This is a genomic window from Pseudomonas sp. PSB11 (assembly GCF_014596605.1).
GTDB classification, from domain to species: domain Bacteria; phylum Pseudomonadota; class Gammaproteobacteria; order Pseudomonadales; family Pseudomonadaceae; genus Aquipseudomonas; species Aquipseudomonas umsongensis.
The window spans coordinates 1-18,619 of the sequence record NZ_NOIO01000038.1; the positions used below are offsets into that span (position 1 = coordinate 1).

General features: G+C 62.0%; 17 protein-coding genes and 2 riboswitches. Of the genes, 11 read left to right on the forward strand and 6 right to left on the reverse strand.

The genetic code is table 11. The annotated features are described in order from the left end of the window. A partial coding sequence (locus CGA21_RS27720) for an IS3 family transposase (RefSeq protein WP_188263828.1) occupies window positions 1–93 on the forward strand: 93 nt, incomplete at its 5' end. Window positions 94–245: 152 nt separating this feature from the next. Here the strand turns inward: CGA21_RS27720 and cobM are convergent. The 4 genes from cobM to CGA21_RS27740 form a co-directional block, all read right to left on the reverse strand. Continuing rightward, on the reverse strand, window positions 246–992 hold the full coding sequence (cobM, locus tag CGA21_RS27725; RefSeq protein ID WP_188265501.1) for a precorrin-4 C(11)-methyltransferase: 747 nt from the start codon (window positions 990–992) through the stop codon (window positions 246–248). An 83-nt stretch (window positions 993–1,075) separates the two neighbouring features. Further along, entirely contained in the window at window positions 1,076–1,489 is a 414-nt protein-coding gene (locus tag CGA21_RS27730; protein ID WP_020795442.1) for a cobalamin biosynthesis protein, read from the reverse strand. Further along, window positions 1,486–2,190, reverse strand: coding sequence for a CbtA family protein (locus CGA21_RS27735; protein WP_188265502.1), 705 nt, complete (start codon window positions 2,188–2,190; stop codon window positions 1,486–1,488). Before CGA21_RS27735 ends, CGA21_RS27730 begins: the two co-directional genes overlap by 4 nt. A gap of 11 nt (window positions 2,191–2,201) precedes the next feature. Then, entirely contained in the window at window positions 2,202–2,396 is a 195-nt protein-coding gene (locus CGA21_RS27740) for a CbtB domain-containing protein (RefSeq protein WP_188265503.1), read from the reverse strand. Between the two features lie 121 nt (window positions 2,397–2,517). Beyond that, window positions 2,518–2,743, reverse strand: a riboswitch (cobalamin riboswitch). A gap of 196 nt (window positions 2,744–2,939) precedes the next feature. Further along, window positions 2,940–3,152: riboswitch (cobalamin riboswitch) on the forward strand. A 98-nt stretch (window positions 3,153–3,250) separates the two neighbouring features. Between CGA21_RS27740 and cobW the strand changes: the two genes are divergently transcribed. The 4 genes from cobW to CGA21_RS27760 all read left to right on the forward strand — a co-directional run bounded on the left by cobW (window position 3,251) and on the right by CGA21_RS27760 (window position 9,889). Then, window positions 3,251–4,312: a cobalamin biosynthesis protein CobW gene (gene cobW, locus CGA21_RS27745; protein WP_110754464.1), complete on the forward strand. Its 1,062-nt coding sequence runs from the start codon at window positions 3,251–3,253 to the stop codon at window positions 4,310–4,312. A gap of 3 nt (window positions 4,313–4,315) precedes the next feature. After that, the gene (cobN, locus tag CGA21_RS27750) at window positions 4,316–8,092 is read left to right on the forward strand and encodes a cobaltochelatase subunit CobN (protein WP_188265504.1); all 3,777 of its coding nucleotides are present in this window, start codon (window positions 4,316–4,318) and stop codon (window positions 8,090–8,092) included. Between the two features lie 142 nt (window positions 8,093–8,234). Further along, complete coding sequence (locus tag CGA21_RS27755) at window positions 8,235–9,233, forward strand: ATP-binding protein (RefSeq protein WP_188265505.1); 999 nt, start codon at window positions 8,235–8,237, stop codon at window positions 9,231–9,233. Beyond that, window positions 9,158–9,889 (forward strand): VWA domain-containing protein, encoded by a 732-nt coding sequence (locus CGA21_RS27760; protein ID WP_411157096.1) that lies wholly within the window; start codon window positions 9,158–9,160, stop codon window positions 9,887–9,889. The genes CGA21_RS27755 and CGA21_RS27760 overlap by 76 nt, the downstream gene beginning before the upstream one ends. A gap of 140 nt (window positions 9,890–10,029) precedes the next feature. Here the strand turns inward: CGA21_RS27760 and CGA21_RS27765 are convergent, their stop codons facing one another. Then, window positions 10,030–11,574 (reverse strand): MFS transporter, encoded by a 1,545-nt coding sequence (locus tag CGA21_RS27765; RefSeq protein WP_110754460.1) that lies wholly within the window; start codon window positions 11,572–11,574, stop codon window positions 10,030–10,032. Window positions 11,575–11,677: 103 nt separating this feature from the next. On the opposite strand from CGA21_RS27765, the gene CGA21_RS27770 reads away from it, so the two are divergent. The 6 genes from CGA21_RS27770 to CGA21_RS27795 all read left to right on the forward strand — a co-directional run bounded on the left by CGA21_RS27770 (window position 11,678) and on the right by CGA21_RS27795 (window position 18,231). Continuing rightward, window positions 11,678–12,544 carry a LysR family transcriptional regulator gene (locus tag CGA21_RS27770; RefSeq protein WP_188265506.1) on the forward strand — a complete coding sequence of 289 codons (867 nt, stop codon included), beginning with the start codon at window positions 11,678–11,680 and terminating at the stop codon, window positions 12,542–12,544. 322 nt (window positions 12,545–12,866) lie between these two features. Next, complete coding sequence (locus CGA21_RS27775) at window positions 12,867–14,426, forward strand: TerC family protein (protein WP_110754456.1); 1,560 nt, start codon at window positions 12,867–12,869, stop codon at window positions 14,424–14,426. 264 nt (window positions 14,427–14,690) lie between these two features. After that, complete coding sequence (locus CGA21_RS27780; RefSeq protein WP_188265507.1) at window positions 14,691–15,080, forward strand: RidA family protein; 390 nt, start codon at window positions 14,691–14,693, stop codon at window positions 15,078–15,080. 67 nt (window positions 15,081–15,147) lie between these two features. Next, a complete protein-coding gene (locus tag CGA21_RS27785) occupies window positions 15,148–15,912 on the forward strand; it encodes an IclR family transcriptional regulator (protein ID WP_188265508.1) in 765 nt (254 codons plus the stop codon). Window positions 15,913–15,951: 39 nt separating this feature from the next. Then, entirely contained in the window at window positions 15,952–17,169 is a 1,218-nt protein-coding gene (locus CGA21_RS27790; protein WP_188265509.1) for an amino acid deaminase, read from the forward strand. Between the two features lie 129 nt (window positions 17,170–17,298). After that, entirely contained in the window at window positions 17,299–18,231 is a 933-nt protein-coding gene (locus tag CGA21_RS27795) for a sugar kinase (RefSeq protein WP_188265510.1), read from the forward strand. Window positions 18,232–18,334: 103 nt separating this feature from the next. Here CGA21_RS27795 and CGA21_RS27800 read toward each other — a convergent pair whose 3' ends face one another. After that, complete coding sequence (locus tag CGA21_RS27800) at window positions 18,335–18,610, reverse strand: peptidylprolyl isomerase (protein ID WP_007933743.1); 276 nt, start codon at window positions 18,608–18,610, stop codon at window positions 18,335–18,337. Window positions 18,611–18,619 lie beyond the last annotated feature (9 nt).

Below are 18,619 nucleotides of genomic sequence, written 5' to 3' on the forward strand. Positions count from 1 at the left end.
GACTACATCCACTATTACAATCACCAACGCATCAAACTGAAGCTAAACGGACTGAGCCCTGTTGAATACAGGGCTCGATCTGTTCAGGTATAGATTTACGATCGTCCAACATTTCGGGGTCAGTCCACACCGCGTGGGAACGATCAATTTACTGCCTCTTCGCGAGCAAGCCCGCTTCCACATTCGACCGCGATCTCATGTTGAAACCGGTCTAATGTGGGAGCGGGCTTGCTCGCGAATAGGGCCTATGGGCGATACAAATGTGCATGCCCCGCACGATACAGCGACGACTCGCTGAAATGATCGCTACCCAGCACACGACCCACCAGAATCAGCGCTGTACGGCGAAACCCCTTCTCTGAAACCTTTTCAGCTATGTCTGCCAGCGTTCCCACCACCCAATCCTGATCCGGCCAGGTCGCCCGGTGAATCACCGCGATCGGGCAATCCTCGCCGTAATGCGGCAACAATTCAGCAAGGATTTTCTCCAAATGGTTGACTCCCAGGTGGATCGCCATGGTCGCCCCATGCTGCGCCAGGCTGCCCAGTTCTTCGCCCGCGGGCATCTCGGTCTTGTCGGCATAGCGGGTCAGGATCACGCTCTGCGACACGTCCGGTAAGGTCAGTTCCGCGCCCAGAAGCGCAGCGCAGGCGGCCGTGGCAGTCACGCCGGGGACTATTTCAAAAGGAATGCCGAGTTCTCGCAGGTGGCGTATCTGCTCGCCTATTGCGCCATACAGGCTTGGGTCACCGGAGTGCACGCGCGCCACGTCCTGGCCATGGGCATGGGCCGTCTTGATCAGTTCGATGATCTGTTCCAGGTGCAGTTCGGCGCTGTTGACCACCTGTTCGGCGCAGTGCCCTTCCAACACGGCGGCGGGCACCAGCGAGCCGGCATAGATGATCACAGGGCAGCTACGAACCAACCGCTGGCCTTTCACGGTGATCAGTTCGGGGTCGCCGGGACCTGCGCCAATGAAGTAGACCGTCATTAAGAATTCCTGTTGAAAAGAGACGCTGGGCAAGGCTTCAGATGAAGAATGCTCATGATCGAATGCGCAGATTATCGGGGATTTTACGCGGCGCCAGCCAATGCGAGGGTGGCCTGGGCATATTTTTGGCGCGGGATCAGCAATGTAGCCGGGCCATTGGCCAGTTGCTCGGCCAGTGCCAGGGCGGCACTTTCCGCTACGCCATAGCACCCGGTACGCTCAAAGGCGATGTCCGAATGATGGCTCAGTCGGGGTTGATAGCTCGCCAGTTGTTCACTGCTGAAATACATCATCTGTAACCCAAGCTGTTCGGCCAGCTCGTTCAGCGCCGGTTCGTCGCGCTTCAAGTCGATGCTGGCCAGGGCCTTGATCCGATGCAGTTCGATCTGGTGCGCCTGCAGCGCCTGGTCAAGCAGTGCCCGCAACGTGCTGACGGGGCAGCCACGTTGGCAGCCCAGGCCGACCACCAGGGTCGGCGCTGCGCTGAGGCCTGTCATGCGGGGTATTGACCATCGCTTTTGCGGCGGAACAACCAGGCACTGATCAGGCCCAGGGCCAGCCAGAACGCCACGTTGGTCAGCTGCGAAGCGATCTTGAACTGAGTTTCCAGCGCCTCTGGAGCGAGCATCGAGTGCACTTGCGGTTGCGGAGCGCCAATCACATGAGGCACCGCAAGGATCGCCACGCCAAGGACTTTCATCAGCCAGTGACGGCTGAACACGATCAGCGCGATACCGACAGCGGTGGAGGCGGCAGTGCCGATCCACCAGAGTTGGCGTTGCGCCAGATCGGCAGCCGCGGTGCCCGGCAACTCAGGTGGCAGGCCAAGCGTCGGCGCCAGCACGAATGTCGCGTAGCCAGCCAGGCCCCAGAGCAGACCCTGGGAGGTTTTGGTCGGCGCGCGCAGGGTGTAGAGACCGGCGAGCATCAGGGCAAAACCGACCGCCACTACCAGGTTACCGCCAGTGGTCGACAGCACGCGCTGCCAGCCGTCTTCCGGTTCCCAGGCTTCGGCATCGTGGGTATGAGCGGCAACACCAGCGGCGTGTTCGTGAACCTCAACTGCTGCTGGTCCTGATTGTTCGTAGGTTTCGGCCTGCAAAATCAGCGGTGAAACCCACAGGCTTTGCAGCAGGGTCAGCAGCAGGGCGGCCAGCAACCCGGTGAAACCTGCGGTTTGCGCAATACGCTTGATCATGTCGGCAGGTCTCAATGGCACGGGAACGCGGAACTGTGGCGTGTATCGTGCGCAGCGTTGTGAACGGCTTCGATGTGCGAGAAACCGGCGAAGTACACCAGGCTGGCGCCGAGGATCGACGCAAAAATCGCAGCGCTCAGGCGTTGGGACAGGGTAGTGGTGCTGCTGGCGGCATTGCTGTGGCCGGTGCTGCTGATAATCGACATGGCGCTTCCCTCTGTTCGGTCAGCGGGGAATAAGAGCGCAAGCAGAGCTCTGCACGACCGAGCGCGCAGAAGTCCGAACAGCGCCCGCCCACCGCGGGTTTGTTGATTGAAGTGATGGTGATGGTCACTTTGTGTTGCGGGCCGGTCTCCGGGCTCACGAGGGGCGCAGGCGTTAGCCTGGACCTTCCAGCGTCACCTTCCCATGCCGCATTGGCACAGTGGATCTGACACCTCACTCGCTTACCGTTGCGGGGGCAGCACCGGACTGACATGGCCTGAAGTAAAGCACATGATTCACCGGTTTCCCGTTTCACCCTGTGAAGGGCACCCGTAACAAGATGCGTAGGAGAGCATGGGCGGGGGGCGGGCGTCAATTGGCAAGGGTTCTCGTTTGAACATCGAGTCGTTCCCTTCGCGAGCAAGCCCGCTCCCACATTTGACCGAGTTCCTTCAGGGCAGATCCGGTCGAGCGTGGGAGCGGGCTTGCTCGCGAAGGGCGCACCGCAGGAATCATGTGAACATTGACCGGCCCCGATACCATGCGTAGCCTTGCGCTTTCGAGGTTCTTCGGCGTTTGTCGAAGCTAAGAAGGGAACGCGGTCAATGCCGCGGCTGCCCCCGCAACTGTGAACGGTTCAGTTTCTGCCATGCCACTGCATGCGCCAGCCATGGCGCGCGCGGGAAGGCGCAGCAACCGCCAGTCCAACGACTGGCCAGCCGTCAGCCAGGAGACCTGCCTCGATACAGATTCTCACTACAACCGGGCGGGGTGATCCGGTGGCGAACGCTTCCTGCGCGCGTGTGCGTTGCCGGTTCTCGTCCCGTATGCCCGCCACCTTGCCAAAGGGCATCCGATGAAAACACTGGCCAAACTCCCCGTCACCATCGTCACCGGCTTCCTCGGCTCGGGCAAAACCACCTTGCTGCGGCACATGCTCGACAACGCCCAGGGTCGCCGCATCGCGGTGATCGTCAACGAGTTCGGCGAGCTGGGCATTGACGGCGAAATCCTCAAGCAGTGCTCCATCGGTTGCACCGAAGAAGAGGCCAACGGACGCGTCTACGAACTGGCCAACGGCTGCCTGTGCTGCACCGTACAGGAAGAGTTCTTCCCGGTAATGCGCGAACTGGTGGCCCGTCGTGGCGACCTCGACCACATCCTGATCGAAACGTCCGGCCTGGCCCTGCCAAAACCTTTGGTCCAGGCCTTCCAGTGGCCGGAAATTCGCAGTGCCTGCACCGTTGACGCGGTGATCACCGTGGTCGATAGCCCGGCCGTCGCGGCTGGCACGTTCGCCGCGTTCCCGGATCAAGTCGACGCCATGCGCAAACTCGACCCGAACCTGGATCACGAATCGCCTTTGCACGAGCTGTTCGCCGACCAGTTGGCCAGCGCCGACCTGGTGATCCTCAACAAGGCCGACCTGATCAGCCCTGAAGACCTGGCCCGCGTACGCCTGGAAGTCGCCGAGGAACTGCCGCCAGCGGTGAAAGTCATCGAAGCCAGTAGCGGGCGCCTGCCGCTGGACGTGCTGATCGGCCTCGGTGCCGGGTCCGAAGAACACATCGACAGCCGTCACAGCCATCACGATCACCACCATGAAGGCGAAGACGATCACGACCACGATGCCTTCGATTCGATCTCCATCGAACTGCCGGCATCCGACGAAAGCCTGTTGATGGATGCGCTGACCCAACTGGTGGTGCAGCACGGCATCCTGCGCGTCAAAGGGTTCGCCGCGGTCCCGAACAAACCGATGCGCTTGCTGATCCAGGGCGTGGGCACCCGATTCGACAAGCATTTCGACCGAAAGTGGAGCGCTGAAGAAGCACGCACCACCCGTCTGGTGTTGATTGGCCAGGCGCTGGACGCCACGACGCTCGAAGCGCAATTGCGCGCCGCGCTTAGCGTGTAACCCATGCACCTGCTCAGGACCCAGCCCGGCGGATTCGTGTCGGATGACAACATTGCCGACCTGGGGCAAACCCCCGCCGAGCTGGTTATCCTGTGCAGCGGCGACTCCAGCCTGGCGCTGCTTGCCGAGGCGGCGCAGCAGTTGCCCGACGACTACCCAAGCGTGCGCCTGGCCAACCCGATGCAGGTGCAGAACCATGCATCAGTTGATCTGTATGTCGACGAAGTCCTGCGCCACGCCAAGGTCATCCTGATTTCGCTGCACGGCGGCATTGCCTATTGGCGCTATGGCGTCGAGCGGCTGGTGGAGTTGTCGCAGCGGGGTGTGCGGTTGATCCTGGTGCCGGGCGATGATCGACCGGACCCGGAGCTCAGTGATCTGAGCACCGTGGACGCTGGGGATCGCGACCGGCTGTGGCAATTCCTGCGTCAGGGTGGCATGGGCAATGCCCTCGACTTTTTCCGTTGCCTGGCCAATCGTTGGCTCGATCGCGACTACGCCTGGGCAGAGCCGCACACCTTGCCGCGTACGGCGATTTACCACCCACAAAAAAGCCCTGCAACGCTGGGCGACTGGCGGGCCCAATGGCAGAGCGGTCAGCCAGTGGCGGCGGTGCTGTTCTATCGCTCGCATTTGCAAGCGGCGAATACCGCTTTCATTGATGTTTTCTGTCAGCGCTTGCAGGCGGCGGGGCTTAACCCGTTGCCAATTGCGCTGGCCAGCCTGAAAGAGCCGGGCTGCCTTGCCGTGGTCGAGGACTGGCTGGATGAAGTCGAGGCGGGGGTGATTCTCAACACCACCGGTTTCGCCCAATCCAGCCCGGAAGCGCCGCACTTGCGGCCATTTCGCCGCAATATCCCGGTGATCCAGGCCATTTGCGCCCAAGACAACGAACCGGGTTGGCGAGCCAGCGAACAAGGCCTCGGCCCCCGCGATCTGGCGATGCACATTGCGCTGCCGGAACTGGACGGGCGCATCATCAGCCGGCCGATCAGCTTCAAGGACCTGGCCTGGCGCAGCGAGCGCAGTCAGTCCGACGTGGTCTGCTATCGCGCTCAGCCGGAACGCATGGACTTTGTCGCACAGCTGGCGCGGCGCTGGATCGATCTGGCGCGGTTGCCCAATGGCGAAAAACGCATAGCGCTGATTCTGGCAAATTACCCGACCCGTGATGGTCGGATAGGCAACGGCGTCGGGCTCGATACACCGGCCGCGGCTTTGAATATCCTGCGTGCGCTGCATAAAGAAGGCTATCCGCTGCCAGCCGATCTGCCTGCCAGCGGCACGGCGTTGATTCAGCAATTGTTGGGCGGTGTCAGCAACGACCTCGATACCCTCGATCAACGCCCGTGCCAGCAAAGCCTGGCCATGGACGATTACCTGCTGATGTTCAACGCGTTGCCGCAAGTCAATCGCCAGGCCGTTCTGGAGCGCTGGGGCGCGCCCGACAGTGATCCGATGTGTCGTGGCGGGCGGATGATGATCGCCGGGTTGCGCTTTGGCCTGACCTTCGTTGGCATCCAGCCGGCGCGGGGTTACCAGGTCGATCCAAGTGCGGTGTATCACGACCCGGACCTGGTGCCGCCCCATGGCTACCTGGCGTTCTATTTCTGGTTGCGCAATACCTACGGCGCCCACGGCGTGATCCATGTGGGCAAGCACGGCAACCTGGAATGGCTGCCGGGCAAGGGCGTAGGGTTGTCGGAGCACTGCTGGCCGGATGCGCTGCTCGGGCCGTTGCCGAACATCTATCCGTTCATCGTCAACGACCCGGGCGAAGGCGCCCAGGCCAAGCGCCGCACGCAAGCGGTGATCATCGACCACCTGATGCCGCCACTGACCCGCGCCGAGACCTACGGCCCGCTGCGTAATCTCGAGTTGCTGGCCGACGAATACTACGATGCGCAATTGCTCGATCCACGGCGTGCGCGGGAACTGCAGCGCGACATCCTGCAATTGGTCCGGGACACCCACATCGACCGCGAGCTGCAACTGGACGATCAGCTCGACAGCGATGCCGATGCGGCGATCTGGCTACCGCGCCTGGACACTTACCTGTGCGACTTGAAAGAGTCGCAGATCCGCGATGGCTTGCACGTGTTTGGCGAGTCACCGGCCGGAAGGCTGCGCATCGATACGTTGCTGGCGCTGCTGCGCATTCCCCGGGGCGATGGCCGTGGCGCGCAATCGAGTGTGCTGCGAGCCTTGGCCAAGGCGTTCGCGCTGGGCTTCGACCCACTGGATTGCGCGTTGGCCGAGCCGTGGAGCGGACCGCGTCCCGGCGAATTATTGTCGATCAGCGGTGAACCCTGGCGCACCACGGGCGATACCCGTGAACGCCTCGAACTGTTCGCCGCACAGCTTATTTCTCAGGTGTTGAATGCCCCCTGTGAGAACCTCCCACAGGACGCGTGCTGGTCTGAAGTGAACGCTATCCTCGAGCATTTGCGCGAAGTGGTCGCACCCAGGCTGGATGCCTGTGGGCCCGCAGAAATGCGCGGCCTGCTCGACGCCCTCGGCGGCCGGTTCGTCCCGGCAGGCCCCAGTGGCGCGCCGAGTCGCGGTCGCCTGGACGTGCTGCCCACCGGGCGCAACTTCTATTCGGTGGACGTACGCAACCTGCCCACCACCACCGCGTGGCGCATCGGTTTCCAGTCCGCCAACCTGATTCTTGAACGACACCTGCAAGACCATGGTGATCATTTGCGCCAGCTCGGCCTGTCGGTCTGGGGCACCGCGACCATGCGCACCGGCGGCGACGATATCGCCCAGGCCATGGCGTTGATGGGCGTGCGGCCGGTTTGGGCCACCGGCAGTCAACGGGTGGACGACTTTGAAATTCTGCCGCTGAGCCTGCTCGATCGTCCGCGGGTGGACGTGACCTTGCGTGTATCGGGTTTCTTCCGCGATGCCTTCGCCAACCTCATCCGCCTGTTCGATGCGGCCGTGCAAGCGGTCGCCGCGCTCGATGAGCCGGATGACTTGAATCCGCTGGCAGCCAAGGTGCGCGCCGAGCGTGAAGCGTTGTTGCAATCGGGACTGGATGAAGACGCGGCGCGGCGGCAGGCCGGCTGGCGCATTTTCGGTGCCAAGCCCGGCGCGTATGGCGCAGGCGTGCAGGGCGCCATTGATGGTCGCCTGTGGCAAAGCCGCGAGGACCTGGCCGAGGTTTACCTGAATTGGGGTGGCTACGCGTACGGCGGGTCGGATGAAGGCACCGTGGCCCGTGAACAGTTTTCCCAGCGCCTGAGCCAGGTACAGGCGGTGCTGCAAAACCAGGATAACCGTGAGCACGACCTGCTCGATTCCAATGATTACTACCAATTCCAGGGTGGCATGCTGGCTGCCGTGGAAAGCCTGAGTGGCGAGGCGGCGGCCAGTTATCACGGCGATCACAGCCAGCCGGACCTGCCGAAGATCCGCACCCTGAAGGAAGAACTGAACCGGGTGATCCGCTCCCGGGCAGCCAATCCAAAGTGGATCGACGGGGTCAAGCGGCACGGCTACAAAGGCGCATTCGAAATGGCCGCGACGGTGGACAATCTGTTCGCCTTCGACGCCACCACCCGCTTGATCGACGATCACCAGTACGCATTGCTGGCCGATGCCTATCTACTTGACCCGGGTACTCGGGATTTCGTGCGCGAGCATAACCCCCATGCCTTGCGCGACATGACCGAGCGTATGCTCGAAGCGCAACAGCGGGGGATGTGGAAAGAACCGGGTTCGTATCGCGAAGCCTTGGAAAATTTGCTGCTGGATATAGAAGAAGACAGCTAGTGCAATACCCCTGTGGGAGCGAGCCTGCTCGCGAAGAGGCCAGCACAATCAACATCATCGTTGACTGACAAACCGCTTTCGCGAGCAGACTCGCTCCCACAGGGGAACGATCATTGACCCCGACCATGACCGAGTACTGATGATGACCGACACCCCCCATTTCCCGCTTTCCGCCGTGGTCGGCGCCGACGATTTGAAACTCGCGCTGTACCTGACCGCCATCGACCCGAAGATCGGTGGTGTGCTGATCGAAGGCCCGCGCGGCATGGCCAAGTCGACCCTGGCCCGTGGTCTTGCGGACCTGCTGGCCAGCGGCCAATTCGTCACCTTGCCCCTGGGGGCAACAGAAGAGCGCCTGGTCGGCACCCTCGACCTCGACGCGGCCCTGAGTGAAGGTCGGGCGCAATTTTCCCCCGGCGTGCTGGCCAAGGCTGACGGCGGCGTGCTCTATGTCGATGAAGTGAATCTACTGCCCGATCACCTCGTCGATCTGCTGCTCGACGTGGCCGCCAGCGGCACCAATCTGGTTGAGCGTGACGGTATTTCCCATCGGCATTCGGCGAAGTTCGTGCTGATCGGCACCATGAATCCGGAAGAGGGCGAGTTGCGTCCGCAACTGCTCGATCGCTTTGGCTTGAACGTCGCCCTCAGTGGTCATACCGCACCAACCGAACGTGGACAAATCATTCGTCGACGCCTCGATTTCGACAGTGATCCGCAACAGTTCTGCGCCGAGTGGGAGAGCCAGCAGCAGTCGTTGCGTGAGCGTTGCCAAACAGCACGCAGTGCATTGGCGAGCATTCCCCTCGACGACGACGCGTTGGCGCAGATCACCGAGCGTTGCTTTGCCGCCGGTGTCGATGGCTTGCGCGCCGATTTGGTCTGGTTGCGCGCGGCGCGTGCCCATGCTGCCTGGCGCGGTGCAACAGCCATTGGCGAAGAGGATATCGACGCGGTCGCCGAGTTTGCCTTGCGCCATCGTCGTCGCGAGCACACGCCATCGGCACCACAATCCAACAATTCCCCATCCAGCCAACAGCCCAATCCGAGCGAAGGCCAGGGCCAGTGGGGCGAGATGCCCGCCCAAGCGTTGCCGGTCGGCGCGCGGCGAGAGGTGCCGACCTGGCCAAAAAAGCCCTAGGCATTCGCCCTCGATCGGACGCGGGGGCGAATGCCAGACCTCGTGCAGGACGCCTCGATCACGGTAAACAGGGTAAACGTCACGCGTCCCATGGCGGCTCGATCAATTGGCCAGGCACGTTACTCAACGGACGGCCACGCCAGCGCCAGGATGTGTTGTTCCAGCAGCGCACGCGCGCGGCGCATGAGCTGTGGCTGGTGATTGTCGACGCGTCGGCTTCGACCCGCCGCCACCAGGCATTGAGTGATGCCAAGGGCCTGTTGGCGCAGTTGTTCGACGATGCCTACCGCCAGCGCGCACGCCTGGCATTGCTGACGGCCAGCGGTGCAGTGCCGAAGTGGCAGGTGCAGGGACTGAAGGCATCCAGCGGTTTGCGCCATTGGCTCGACGAACTTGGTGCGGGCGGCGGCACGCCGTTGCTGGCGGCGCTGGGTGATGCGGCACTGTGGCTTGCCGCGCGGCAAAAGCGCTTGCCGGCCGAACAGCAGCGCTTGCTGGTGATAACCGATGGCCGCTTGAAAGAGTGGCCGTCGTTGCCCGCCCTCGAGTGTCCAGGATTGGTGATCGACATCGAACGCGGGCCGATTCGCCTTGGGCGCAGCAAGGTGTTGGCGGCGCAGTTGCAAACCGGGTATCGGCATATCGACGAGCTGTGAGCCATGAGTTGCCTGTGCTGGCCTATTCGCGAGCAGGCTCGCTCCCACAGGTGAAATCTGTGCCTCACCGGGATCATTGTGGGAGCGAGCCTGCTCGCGAAGGCGGCTGTCCATTCAAAGATGAAATCGCCAGTTACGCATCATTCAACCGCCAAGGCAGTGCGGGGTGCTGGAATCGGATTGCGCATCAGTGTCCCGACCACCAGTGCGCCCAGCAACCCCGCCAGGCCCGCGACCCAAAGCAACAAACTGAACCCACCCACGAACGCCTGTCGCGCCAGCGGCTCCACCAGCGGCCGCGCAGCTTCCGGCAACAGGCTTAGCGCCGCCGGCATGTCACCGGCCACCACCCGCGAGGCGACACCCTGGCTGTGTTCGAGCCATTGACCGCCCTGTGCCGCCAGATGATCGTGCAGCAGCCGTTCGCTGTGTCCCGACAGCAATGCTCCATACACGCCGATCGCCAGCATTACCGCGCTGAAGCGCATGGTCGTACTCATGCCCGAGGCCATGCCGGTACGCTCCCGAGGCACACAGGCCATGATGTTTTTTTGCGTATCGCCGTTGAGCAGCCCGGCGCCGGCACCCGTGACTGCAATCGCCAGGGCGAAGGGCAGGTATCCGCCGCTGTTGACCGCCCAGGCGCTGAGCAAATTACCGCTGCCCACCAGGGTAAGTCCGATGGCCATCATGTTCGCCGGTGTAACGCGTCCCGCCAGGCGTGCCCCGATGCGCGGGAAAACCAGCATGGTCACGGCAAACGGCAGCATGCCCAGCCCTGCGCAGATGGCGGTGAAACCCAGGCCGTTCTGCAAGTAGAACGGCAGCAAGGTCATCATCACTTGGGCGCACGCTGCGTAGGAAAACATGCCGAGCAACGCGCCGATGAAACGTGGGTGACGAAACAGTTGCAGGTCGATCATCGGCCGCTGTTGCAGGCGCTCGATCACCACGAACAAGCCAAGCAACAGGGCGCCACCCACCAGGCGGGCGTAAGTGACGGGGTTGTTCCAGCCGACGCGGTTGGCTTCGATCAGGCCCCAGATCAGGCACAGCAAACTGGCGCTGAAGGCGAGACTGCCCCACGGATCGAGACGCGCGGCCTGGGCGTCGCGAGACTCAGGCACCGCGCGCCAGACCATGAGCATCAGGAACAGGCCGATCGGCAGGTTGAGGTAGAAAATCCAGCGCCAACCCACGTACTCGGTGATCAACCCGCCCAGAGTCGGCGCCGCCGTCATGGCCACGCCCATGCAACCGCCCCAGAACGCCCAGGCCTTGGCGCGTTCGGCTTCGTCGTGGAAGGTATGGCCGATGGAAGCGAGTGCCGAGGTCAACAGCAGCGCCGCGCCGACGCCCTTGATCGCGCGCGCGATGTCGAGAAACAGCGCGTTAGGGGCGGCGCCGCAGCCGATCGAGGCCAGGATGAATATGCCCAGGCCCCACATCAGGGTTTTTTGCCGGCCAAAACGGTCCGCCAGGCTGCCCGCGGGCAACAGCAACGCGGCGAAGGCCAGCATGTAGGCACTGACTACCCACTCAATGTCAGCGAAATTCGCCCCAAGGTCCCGAGCGATGCTGGGCAAGGTAACGGCGACGATGTTGGTGTCCAGCACGATCAACGAGCACACCGCCGACGCGGTTAGCAAGGTCAGGCGCGGGTTCACCTGGGGTTTGACGGACATGGCAGGGGTTCTCTACTGTGAGGTTCCGTGCAGCTTATCGCCGGCTGGCGACGCTTTTGTTAGGCGCGCCGCGTCACTTCATTACCTTTGAGCTAATGCACCGATGGATATTCGCCACTTTCGCTACTTCCTTGCTGTCGCCCGGCATCGCAACTTCACCCGCGCCGCCGAGCAGTTGGGCATCGCGCCACCCACCTTGACCCGGCAAATCCAGGACATGGAAGCGGAGCTGGGCGCACGCCTGTTTCTGCGCCAGGTGCGGGACGTCAGCCTGACCGAGGCCGGAGCGGCGCTGGTGATCGAAGCTGAGGCCACAGTGCGCCAGTTCGAATCGGCGCAGCGCAACGCACAGCGTGCCGGGCGTGGTGATATCGGTCACATCGAACTGGGTTATGTCGCGTCGGCGGTGTATTCGGGGTTGCTGCAAAAGCAGGTGCAGGGTTTTGCAAGCCAGTACCCGGATGTCAGCCTCAATGTGCGGGAAAGTCCAATGGCGAGCCTGCCGAACATGATCCTTGAGGGACGGTTCGATCTGGGCTACATCCGTTGCCCGTTGACGTTGCCCGAGGGTGTCGAGAGTGTGCGCCTGAGTGATGAGGGCTTTGTTTTGGCACTGTCGGTGGACTCATGGCTCAATCGCTTGCCGGTCATCAACTCGGCGCATTTGCACAACGAAAACTTCATTCTTCCCGAGCAAGTCGTCGGTACGTTGCAAGTCGCCGCCCAGGGCGCGTTCGTGCCGAAGCTGGGGGCGCAACCGGGTGGGTTGGTGGCAGTGATCGCCTTGGTTTCCCTGGGTCAGGGCGTGGCGGTGGTACCCGAGTCGGTGGTCGGCCATGTCAGTTTACCGAGTGTGGTCTATCGCCAGATCAACGACTGCAACGCGTCGTCGTGGCTGGCGTTGATTCATCGCCGGTTCGAGAAATCCCCGGCAGTTGTGCGGTACATCGAGCGTGTGAAGAACCGTTGAAAGCAAAGCCAGCAAGCTTGTTCCTGCAGGCAGCGGCGGCAATTCACAGACCTGCTACAGATCTTGAAATAATTTCGAGCTGTAGGAATTGTCCATATCGACTGTACGATTCAAGTCCTTTTTCCTTTTCAGGACTTGCATGAACGCCCTTACGGAGCCCCCCAGTTATCCTTTCCCCTCGCGCCAACGCGCGATCTTGCTGTACGCGAAACATCCGGTCTTCTGGCACCCCGATCTCCCTGTCATTGCATTTACCCGGCCTCTGCGCCGCACCTTGCCGTGCCTGGCATTCTGAATTCACTGAATAGATCGAGACATTTACATGGAATGGTTAGCTGACCCCACCGCGTGGCTGGGCTTGTTGACGTTGATTGTGCTGGAGCTGGTACTGGGTATCGACAACCTGGTGTTCATTGCGATTTTGGCGGACAAATTGCCGCCGGAACAGCGCGATCGCGCGCGAATCATCGGCCTGTCCCTGGCGTTGTTGATGCGCCTGGGCCTGCTGGCGAGCATTTCCTGGTTGGTGACCCTGACCCAGCCGCTGTTCGAGGTGTTCGACAAGAGCTTCTCGGGTCGAGACCTGATCATGCTGTTTGGTGGTGTGTTCCTTTTGTTCAAGGCGACCATGGAGCTGCACGAACGGCTCGAAGGCCATGTCGGCGAGCGCACTTCCAATACGGCTTACGCGTTGTTCTGGCCCATCGTGGCGCAAATCGTGGTGCTCGACGCGGTGTTCTCCCTTGACGCGGTGATTACCGCGGTGGGCATGGTCGATGAATTGTCGGTGATGATGATTGCCGTGATCATTTCGATCGGCCTGATGATCGTCGCCAGCAAGCCGTTGACTCGCTTCGTCAACGCGCACCCTACGGTGATCATGCTGTGCCTGGGCTTTTTGATGATGATCGGTTTTGCCTTGACCGCCGAAGGCCTGGGCTTCCACATTCCCAAGGGCTACTTGTATGCAGCCATCGGCTTCTCGATCCTGATCGAAGTGTTCAACCAGATCGCCCGGGCGCGCCGCAAACGCTCGATGCAGGGCCTGCGACCGATGCGTGAACGCACCGCGCACGCGGTGATGCGCATGCTCGGCGGGCGCAAACTGGCGGCGGAAGAAGTCGGTGAAGAAATCGCCGACATGCTGGACGACGGCGAAGCGCAGAGCGAAGTACTGTTCGACCGTCGTGAGCGGGTGATGATCAGCGGGGTATTGCAACTGGCCGAGCGGCCTATCCGCAGCTTGATGACCGTGCGTGCCGACGTCGACTACATCGACCTGGCCGACGACCCGCAGACCATTCGCACGCGTTTGATGCATTCGTCCTACTCCCGCCTGCCGCTGATTCGCGACGGCGCGGTGGATGAACCGCTGGGTTTCGTGCACAAGAAGGAGCTGCTGAAGGATTTCCTGGCCGGTAACCAGCCTGATCTTGCCCACCTGGCGCGCCAGGCCGTCAACCTGCTGGACAGCTACTCGATCCTCAATGCCCTGGAGCAAATGCGCAAGGCCTCGACCCACATCGCGTTCGTGGTCAACGAATTCGGTGACTTCGTCGGCGTGCTGACCATGACCGACATCCTCGAGTCGATTGCCGGTGAGCTGCCCGACGCCAGCGAAATCGAAGGCCCGGACGTGATCGAGGAGAAGGACGGATTCGTGGTCAGTGGCGCGTTGAACCTGGCGCGAGTGCGTCAACGCACCGGTTTCGCGGCACAACCGACTGAAGACTATCAAACCCTGGCAGGTCTGGTGGTAAGCCTGCTGGACCGACTGCCGATGATCGGTGACAGCCACGAGTGGGAAGGCTGGCGATTGACCGTCATGTCGGTTGAAGAGCGGCGGGTGACGCGGGTGTTCCTGGCGCGCACGTGTAATTGATTTTACCTCCAGCCTGAGGGCGCCTCGCGAGCAGGGAATCGCATCCCGACAGGGAGCGGACCTGCTCGCGAAGCGGCGGGCATGGGTTTTCTGATTTAGAACACTTTTCAATCTCCCCCTACTATTTCCTTCACGACCTGTGGCACACTTTCTGCCGCTTATTCCGTTATTGCAAACCGTATTCCGGTATAGCGGAATCATTTGACTTGCGAGGTCTCGGAGAAGATCGCTGATCCTTCGGTTTTCAGTTCAGGAGAAACACCCATGAGCATTACTCGTTACGGCACCGGCAGCACCGCGGCGGGTGGCCAGCCGCGTCCTTTTGCCCGCGCCGTTGAAGCCGATGGCTGGCTGCACGTCTCGGGGCAGGTGCCGGCGGTGGAGGGCGAGATCATTGTTGGCGGCATCGTCGAGCAGACGCACCAGACCATGAAGAACCTGATCGCGATTCTCCAAGAGGCAGGCTATGGCCTGGAAGACGTGGTGCGTGTCGGCGTATGGCTGGATGATCCGCGGGATTTCACCAGTTTCAACAAGGTTTTCTCCGAGTACTTCAAGCCTGAACACGCACCGGCCCGGGCCTGTGTGCAGGCGAACATGATGGTCGACTGCAAGGTCGAGATCGACTGCATCGCATACAAGAAAAAGGCCTGAACTTGACACTGATCGTTCCCAGCGTGGGAACGATCCCCCCCGGCGAATTTGAATGGGAACCACTGACATGAGCGAAGACACCATCAAGCGCCGGGCACGCGGTCTGGACCGGGCGTTCGATATCCTCGATTTCCTCAAGGAGATCGGCCAGCCCCTGCGCCCGAACGATATCGCCAACGGCATCGGCAGTCCGAAATCCACGGTCTATGAGCTGGTGGCCTCGTTGCTGGAACGGCGCATCCTGGAACCGGTGGGCAAGGACGGTCACGTCTATCTCGGCCGCCAGCTGTACTTCCTTGGCCAAGCGCACCTGCGCCATTTTGACCTGACCCGCGAAGCCGATCGGGCCCTGCAGGACATCGTCAACCAGACTCACGAAACGGCGCAGATGTGCCTGCTCAATGGGCGCAAATACACCGTGGCGCTGATGAAGGAGGGCCAGCGGCATTTTCGCATTTCCTCGGACATCGGCGAAAACGCGCCCATTCCCTGGACAGCGTCCGGACGCCTGTTGCTGGCGCACCTGAGTGACAAGGAAATCGTCGACCTGATCGACCACGACGACTTCGTCCTGCCCAATGGCGAACGTTTGCCGCTGGAACAGTTTCTCAAGGAAATCCGCCAGGCTGGCATCGACGGCTTTTTCTCCTTCGACAGCGTGGCCGACACCTTTACCCATTGCTTCGCCGCCCCGGTCAAAGGCTCCGATGGCGTGGCCATAGCCACCCTGTGCATCGTCGCCCCACGGGCCGATGCCAAGACCCATTACAGCGATTACCGCCGGGTGCTGATCGATAGCGCCAACAACCTGGCCCGTCGCATCAACGATTAACAGCGGCTGCCCGCGGCCGCGACTGTGAGGAGTTCGACCATGTCTTCTGCCAAGAATATTGCCGCCGTGGAAAAGGGCTTTGCCCACACTGGCGCCCACCTGGTGCGTGACGTCAGCCTGCCCGCGCTGGTGCTGCATCGCGAAGCGCTTGAACACAACATCCGTTGGATGCAGGCCTTTGTCAGTGACAGCGGCGCCGAGCTTGCGCCCCACGGCAAGACCAGCATGACCCCGGCGCTGTTCCGCCGGCAACTGGACGCCGGTGCCTGGGGCATTACCCTGGCCAGCGCCACGCAAACCCGCGCGGCCTATGCCCACGGCGTGCGCCGGGTGTTGATGGCCAACCAACTGGTCGGCACCCCGAACATGGCGTTGATAGCCGATCTTCTGGCTGATCCGGGCTTCGACTTCTATTGCATGGTCGATCACCCGGACAACGTCGCCGACCTCGGCGCCTATTTCGCTTCACGGGGTGTGCGCCTGAACGTGATGATCGAGTACGGCGTGGTCGGCGGTCGTTGCGGTTGCCGCAGCGAACAGCAAGTGCTGGACCTGGCCAAGGCCATCGCCGCACAACCGGCCTTGGCGCTGACCGGCATCGAAGGGTATGAAGGGGTGATCCACGGCGATCACGCGGTGAGTGGCATCCGTGCATTCGCCGGCTCCCTGGTGCGTCTGGCCGTGCAGTTGCAGGACAGCGGCGCCTTCGCGATTGCCAAGCCGATCATCACCGCTTCAGGTTCGGCCTGGTATGACTTGATCGCCGAAGAGTTCGAGGCGCAGAACGCTGGTGGGCGTTTCCTCAGCGTCTTGCGCCCCGGCAGCTATGTGGCGCACGACCATGGTATCTACAAGGAAGCGCAATGCTGCGTGCTCGACCGTCGCAGCGATCTGCATGAGGGCTTGCGTGCGGCGCTGGAGGTCTGGGCACATGTGCAGTCATTGCCGGAACCAGGCTTTGCGGTGATTGCCCTGGGCAAGCGCGACGTGGCTTATGACGCTGGCCTGCCGGTGCCGTTGCTGCGCTACCGGGCCGGTGTCATCCCGGCCAAGGGCGATGATGTGAGCACTTGCAAGGTAACCGCCGTGATGGACCAGCACGCCTTCATGACCGTGCCGCCGGGGGTCGATTTGCGGGTGGGCGACATCATTTCGTTTGGCACCTCACACCCGTGCCTGACATTCGACAAGTGGCGGGTGGGTTGCCTGGTGGATGAGCAATTGAACGTTATCGAGACCATGGAAACCTGTTTCTAAGTCCAGTGCCGAGGTGCGGCCTTCGCGAGCAAGCCCGCTCCCACATTTGGAATGCGTTCCCCTGTGGGAGCGGGCTTGCTCGCGAAGGGGCCCGATCAGACAACACGGCAACACCAGAGACCCCACAACATGAACACCTTCAACACCCTGGGCCCCCACACCCCGCGCATCGCCCTGATCGGCGAATGCATGATCGAATTGCAACACCGCGCCGACGGCAGCCTGCAACAAAGCTTCGGCGGCGATACCTTGAACACGGCGGTCTACCTGTCCCGCGAACTGGGCACGGCGGGTTCGGTGGATTACGTCACGGCCCTGGGCGATGACAGTTTCAGCGATGCCATGTGCCAGAGCTGGGCCGCCGAAAACATTGGCCTGAGCAAGGTCCAGCGCTTGTCCGGTCGCTTGCCGGGGCTGTATTGCATCCAGACTGACGCCGCCGGCGAGCGACGTTTTCTCTATTGGCGCAATGAAGCAGCGGTGCGCGATTGCTTCACCACCCCGGCCGCCGCGCCGATCCTGACCGCGCTGCCGGATTACGACGTGCTGTATTTCAGCGGTATCACCCTCGCGGTATTGGGCGAGGGGCGGGAAAAATTGCTGGAAGTCTTGATCGAGGCCCGCCAGCGCAATACGCGGATCGTCTTCGACAACAACTACCGACCGCGTTTGTGGGCCTCGGTGGAGGAAGCGCGAGTGGCGTACCGCAAGGTGTTGCCCTATGTCGACCTGGCTCTGCTGACCGTCGATGACGAACAGGCGCTGTTCCATTTCGCCGATTGTCAGGCGGTGTTTGCAGCGTACGAGCAGATCGGCACGCCTGAAGTGGTGCTCAAGCGCGGCGCCGAGGCCTGCCTGATTCGTTGTGGCGGCGAGTCATTCGAGGTGCCGGCGCAGAAAGTCGAGCGAGTGGTGGACACCACCGCGGCCGGGGATTCGTTCAGTGCGGCGTACCTGGCTGCGCGGCTCAAGGGTGCGAGCCCGGCCGAGGCGGCCGAGGCGGGGCATCGGTTGGCGAGCCGGGTGATTCAGGCGCCGGGGGCACTCATCCCCTTGGTTTGAACAAGAACGCTGTGTAGGAGCTGCCGCAGGCTGCGATCTTTTGATTTGCTTTTAAAAACAAGATCAAAAGATCGCAGCCTGCGGCAGCTCCTACAGGTGGAGATCAATCCCGGTAAAATACCTGCACCAGGTGATACCCGAACTTGCTCTTGATCGGCCCGTGCACCACCCGCAGCGGTTTCTTGAAGATCACCGCATCGATTGCACCGACCATCTGGCCCGGGCGCACTTCACCCAGGTCGCCGCCGCGTTTGCCGGAAGGGCAGGTGGAGTACTTCTTGGCCAGCACATCGAAGGCTTCGCCCTTGGCGATACGTTGCTTGAGTTGCTCGGCTTCTTCCGAGGTTTTCACCAGGATATGGCGGGCTTGAGCTTTCATGGGGCAGAT

What these genes read in the sequence shown, in the direction of transcription:
- cobW (WP_110754464.1), top strand. Translation starts at nt 3,251, where the DNA reads ATGAAAACACTGGCCAAACTCCCCGTCACCATCGTCACCGGCTTCCTC.
- CGA21_RS27795 (WP_188265510.1), top strand. Translation starts at nt 17,299, where the DNA reads ATGAACACCTTCAACACCCTGGGCCCCCACACCCCGCGCATCGCCCTG.
- CGA21_RS27730 (WP_020795442.1), bottom strand. Translation starts at nt 1,489, where the DNA reads ATGACAGGCCTCAGCGCAGCGCCGACCCTGGTGGTCGGCCTGGGCTGC.
- CGA21_RS27775 (WP_110754456.1), top strand. Translation starts at nt 12,867, where the DNA reads ATGGAATGGTTAGCTGACCCCACCGCGTGGCTGGGCTTGTTGACGTTG.
- CGA21_RS27755 (WP_188265505.1), top strand. Translation starts at nt 8,235, where the DNA reads ATGACCGACACCCCCCATTTCCCGCTTTCCGCCGTGGTCGGCGCCGAC.
- cobM (WP_188265501.1), bottom strand. Translation starts at nt 992, where the DNA reads ATGACGGTCTACTTCATTGGCGCAGGTCCCGGCGACCCCGAACTGATC.
- CGA21_RS27800 (WP_007933743.1), bottom strand. Translation starts at nt 18,610, where the DNA reads ATGAAAGCTCAAGCCCGCCATATCCTGGTGAAAACCTCGGAAGAAGCC.
- cobN (WP_188265504.1), top strand. Translation starts at nt 4,316, where the DNA reads ATGCACCTGCTCAGGACCCAGCCCGGCGGATTCGTGTCGGATGACAAC.
- CGA21_RS27735 (WP_188265502.1), bottom strand. Translation starts at nt 2,190, where the DNA reads ATGATCAAGCGTATTGCGCAAACCGCAGGTTTCACCGGGTTGCTGGCC.
- CGA21_RS27785 (WP_188265508.1), top strand. Translation starts at nt 15,148, where the DNA reads ATGAGCGAAGACACCATCAAGCGCCGGGCACGCGGTCTGGACCGGGCG.
- CGA21_RS27740 (WP_188265503.1), bottom strand. Translation starts at nt 2,396, where the DNA reads ATGTCGATTATCAGCAGCACCGGCCACAGCAATGCCGCCAGCAGCACC.
- CGA21_RS27790 (WP_188265509.1), top strand. Translation starts at nt 15,952, where the DNA reads ATGTCTTCTGCCAAGAATATTGCCGCCGTGGAAAAGGGCTTTGCCCAC.
- CGA21_RS27770 (WP_188265506.1), top strand. Translation starts at nt 11,678, where the DNA reads ATGGATATTCGCCACTTTCGCTACTTCCTTGCTGTCGCCCGGCATCGC.
- CGA21_RS27780 (WP_188265507.1), top strand. Translation starts at nt 14,691, where the DNA reads ATGAGCATTACTCGTTACGGCACCGGCAGCACCGCGGCGGGTGGCCAG.
- CGA21_RS27765 (WP_110754460.1), bottom strand. Translation starts at nt 11,574, where the DNA reads ATGTCCGTCAAACCCCAGGTGAACCCGCGCCTGACCTTGCTAACCGCG.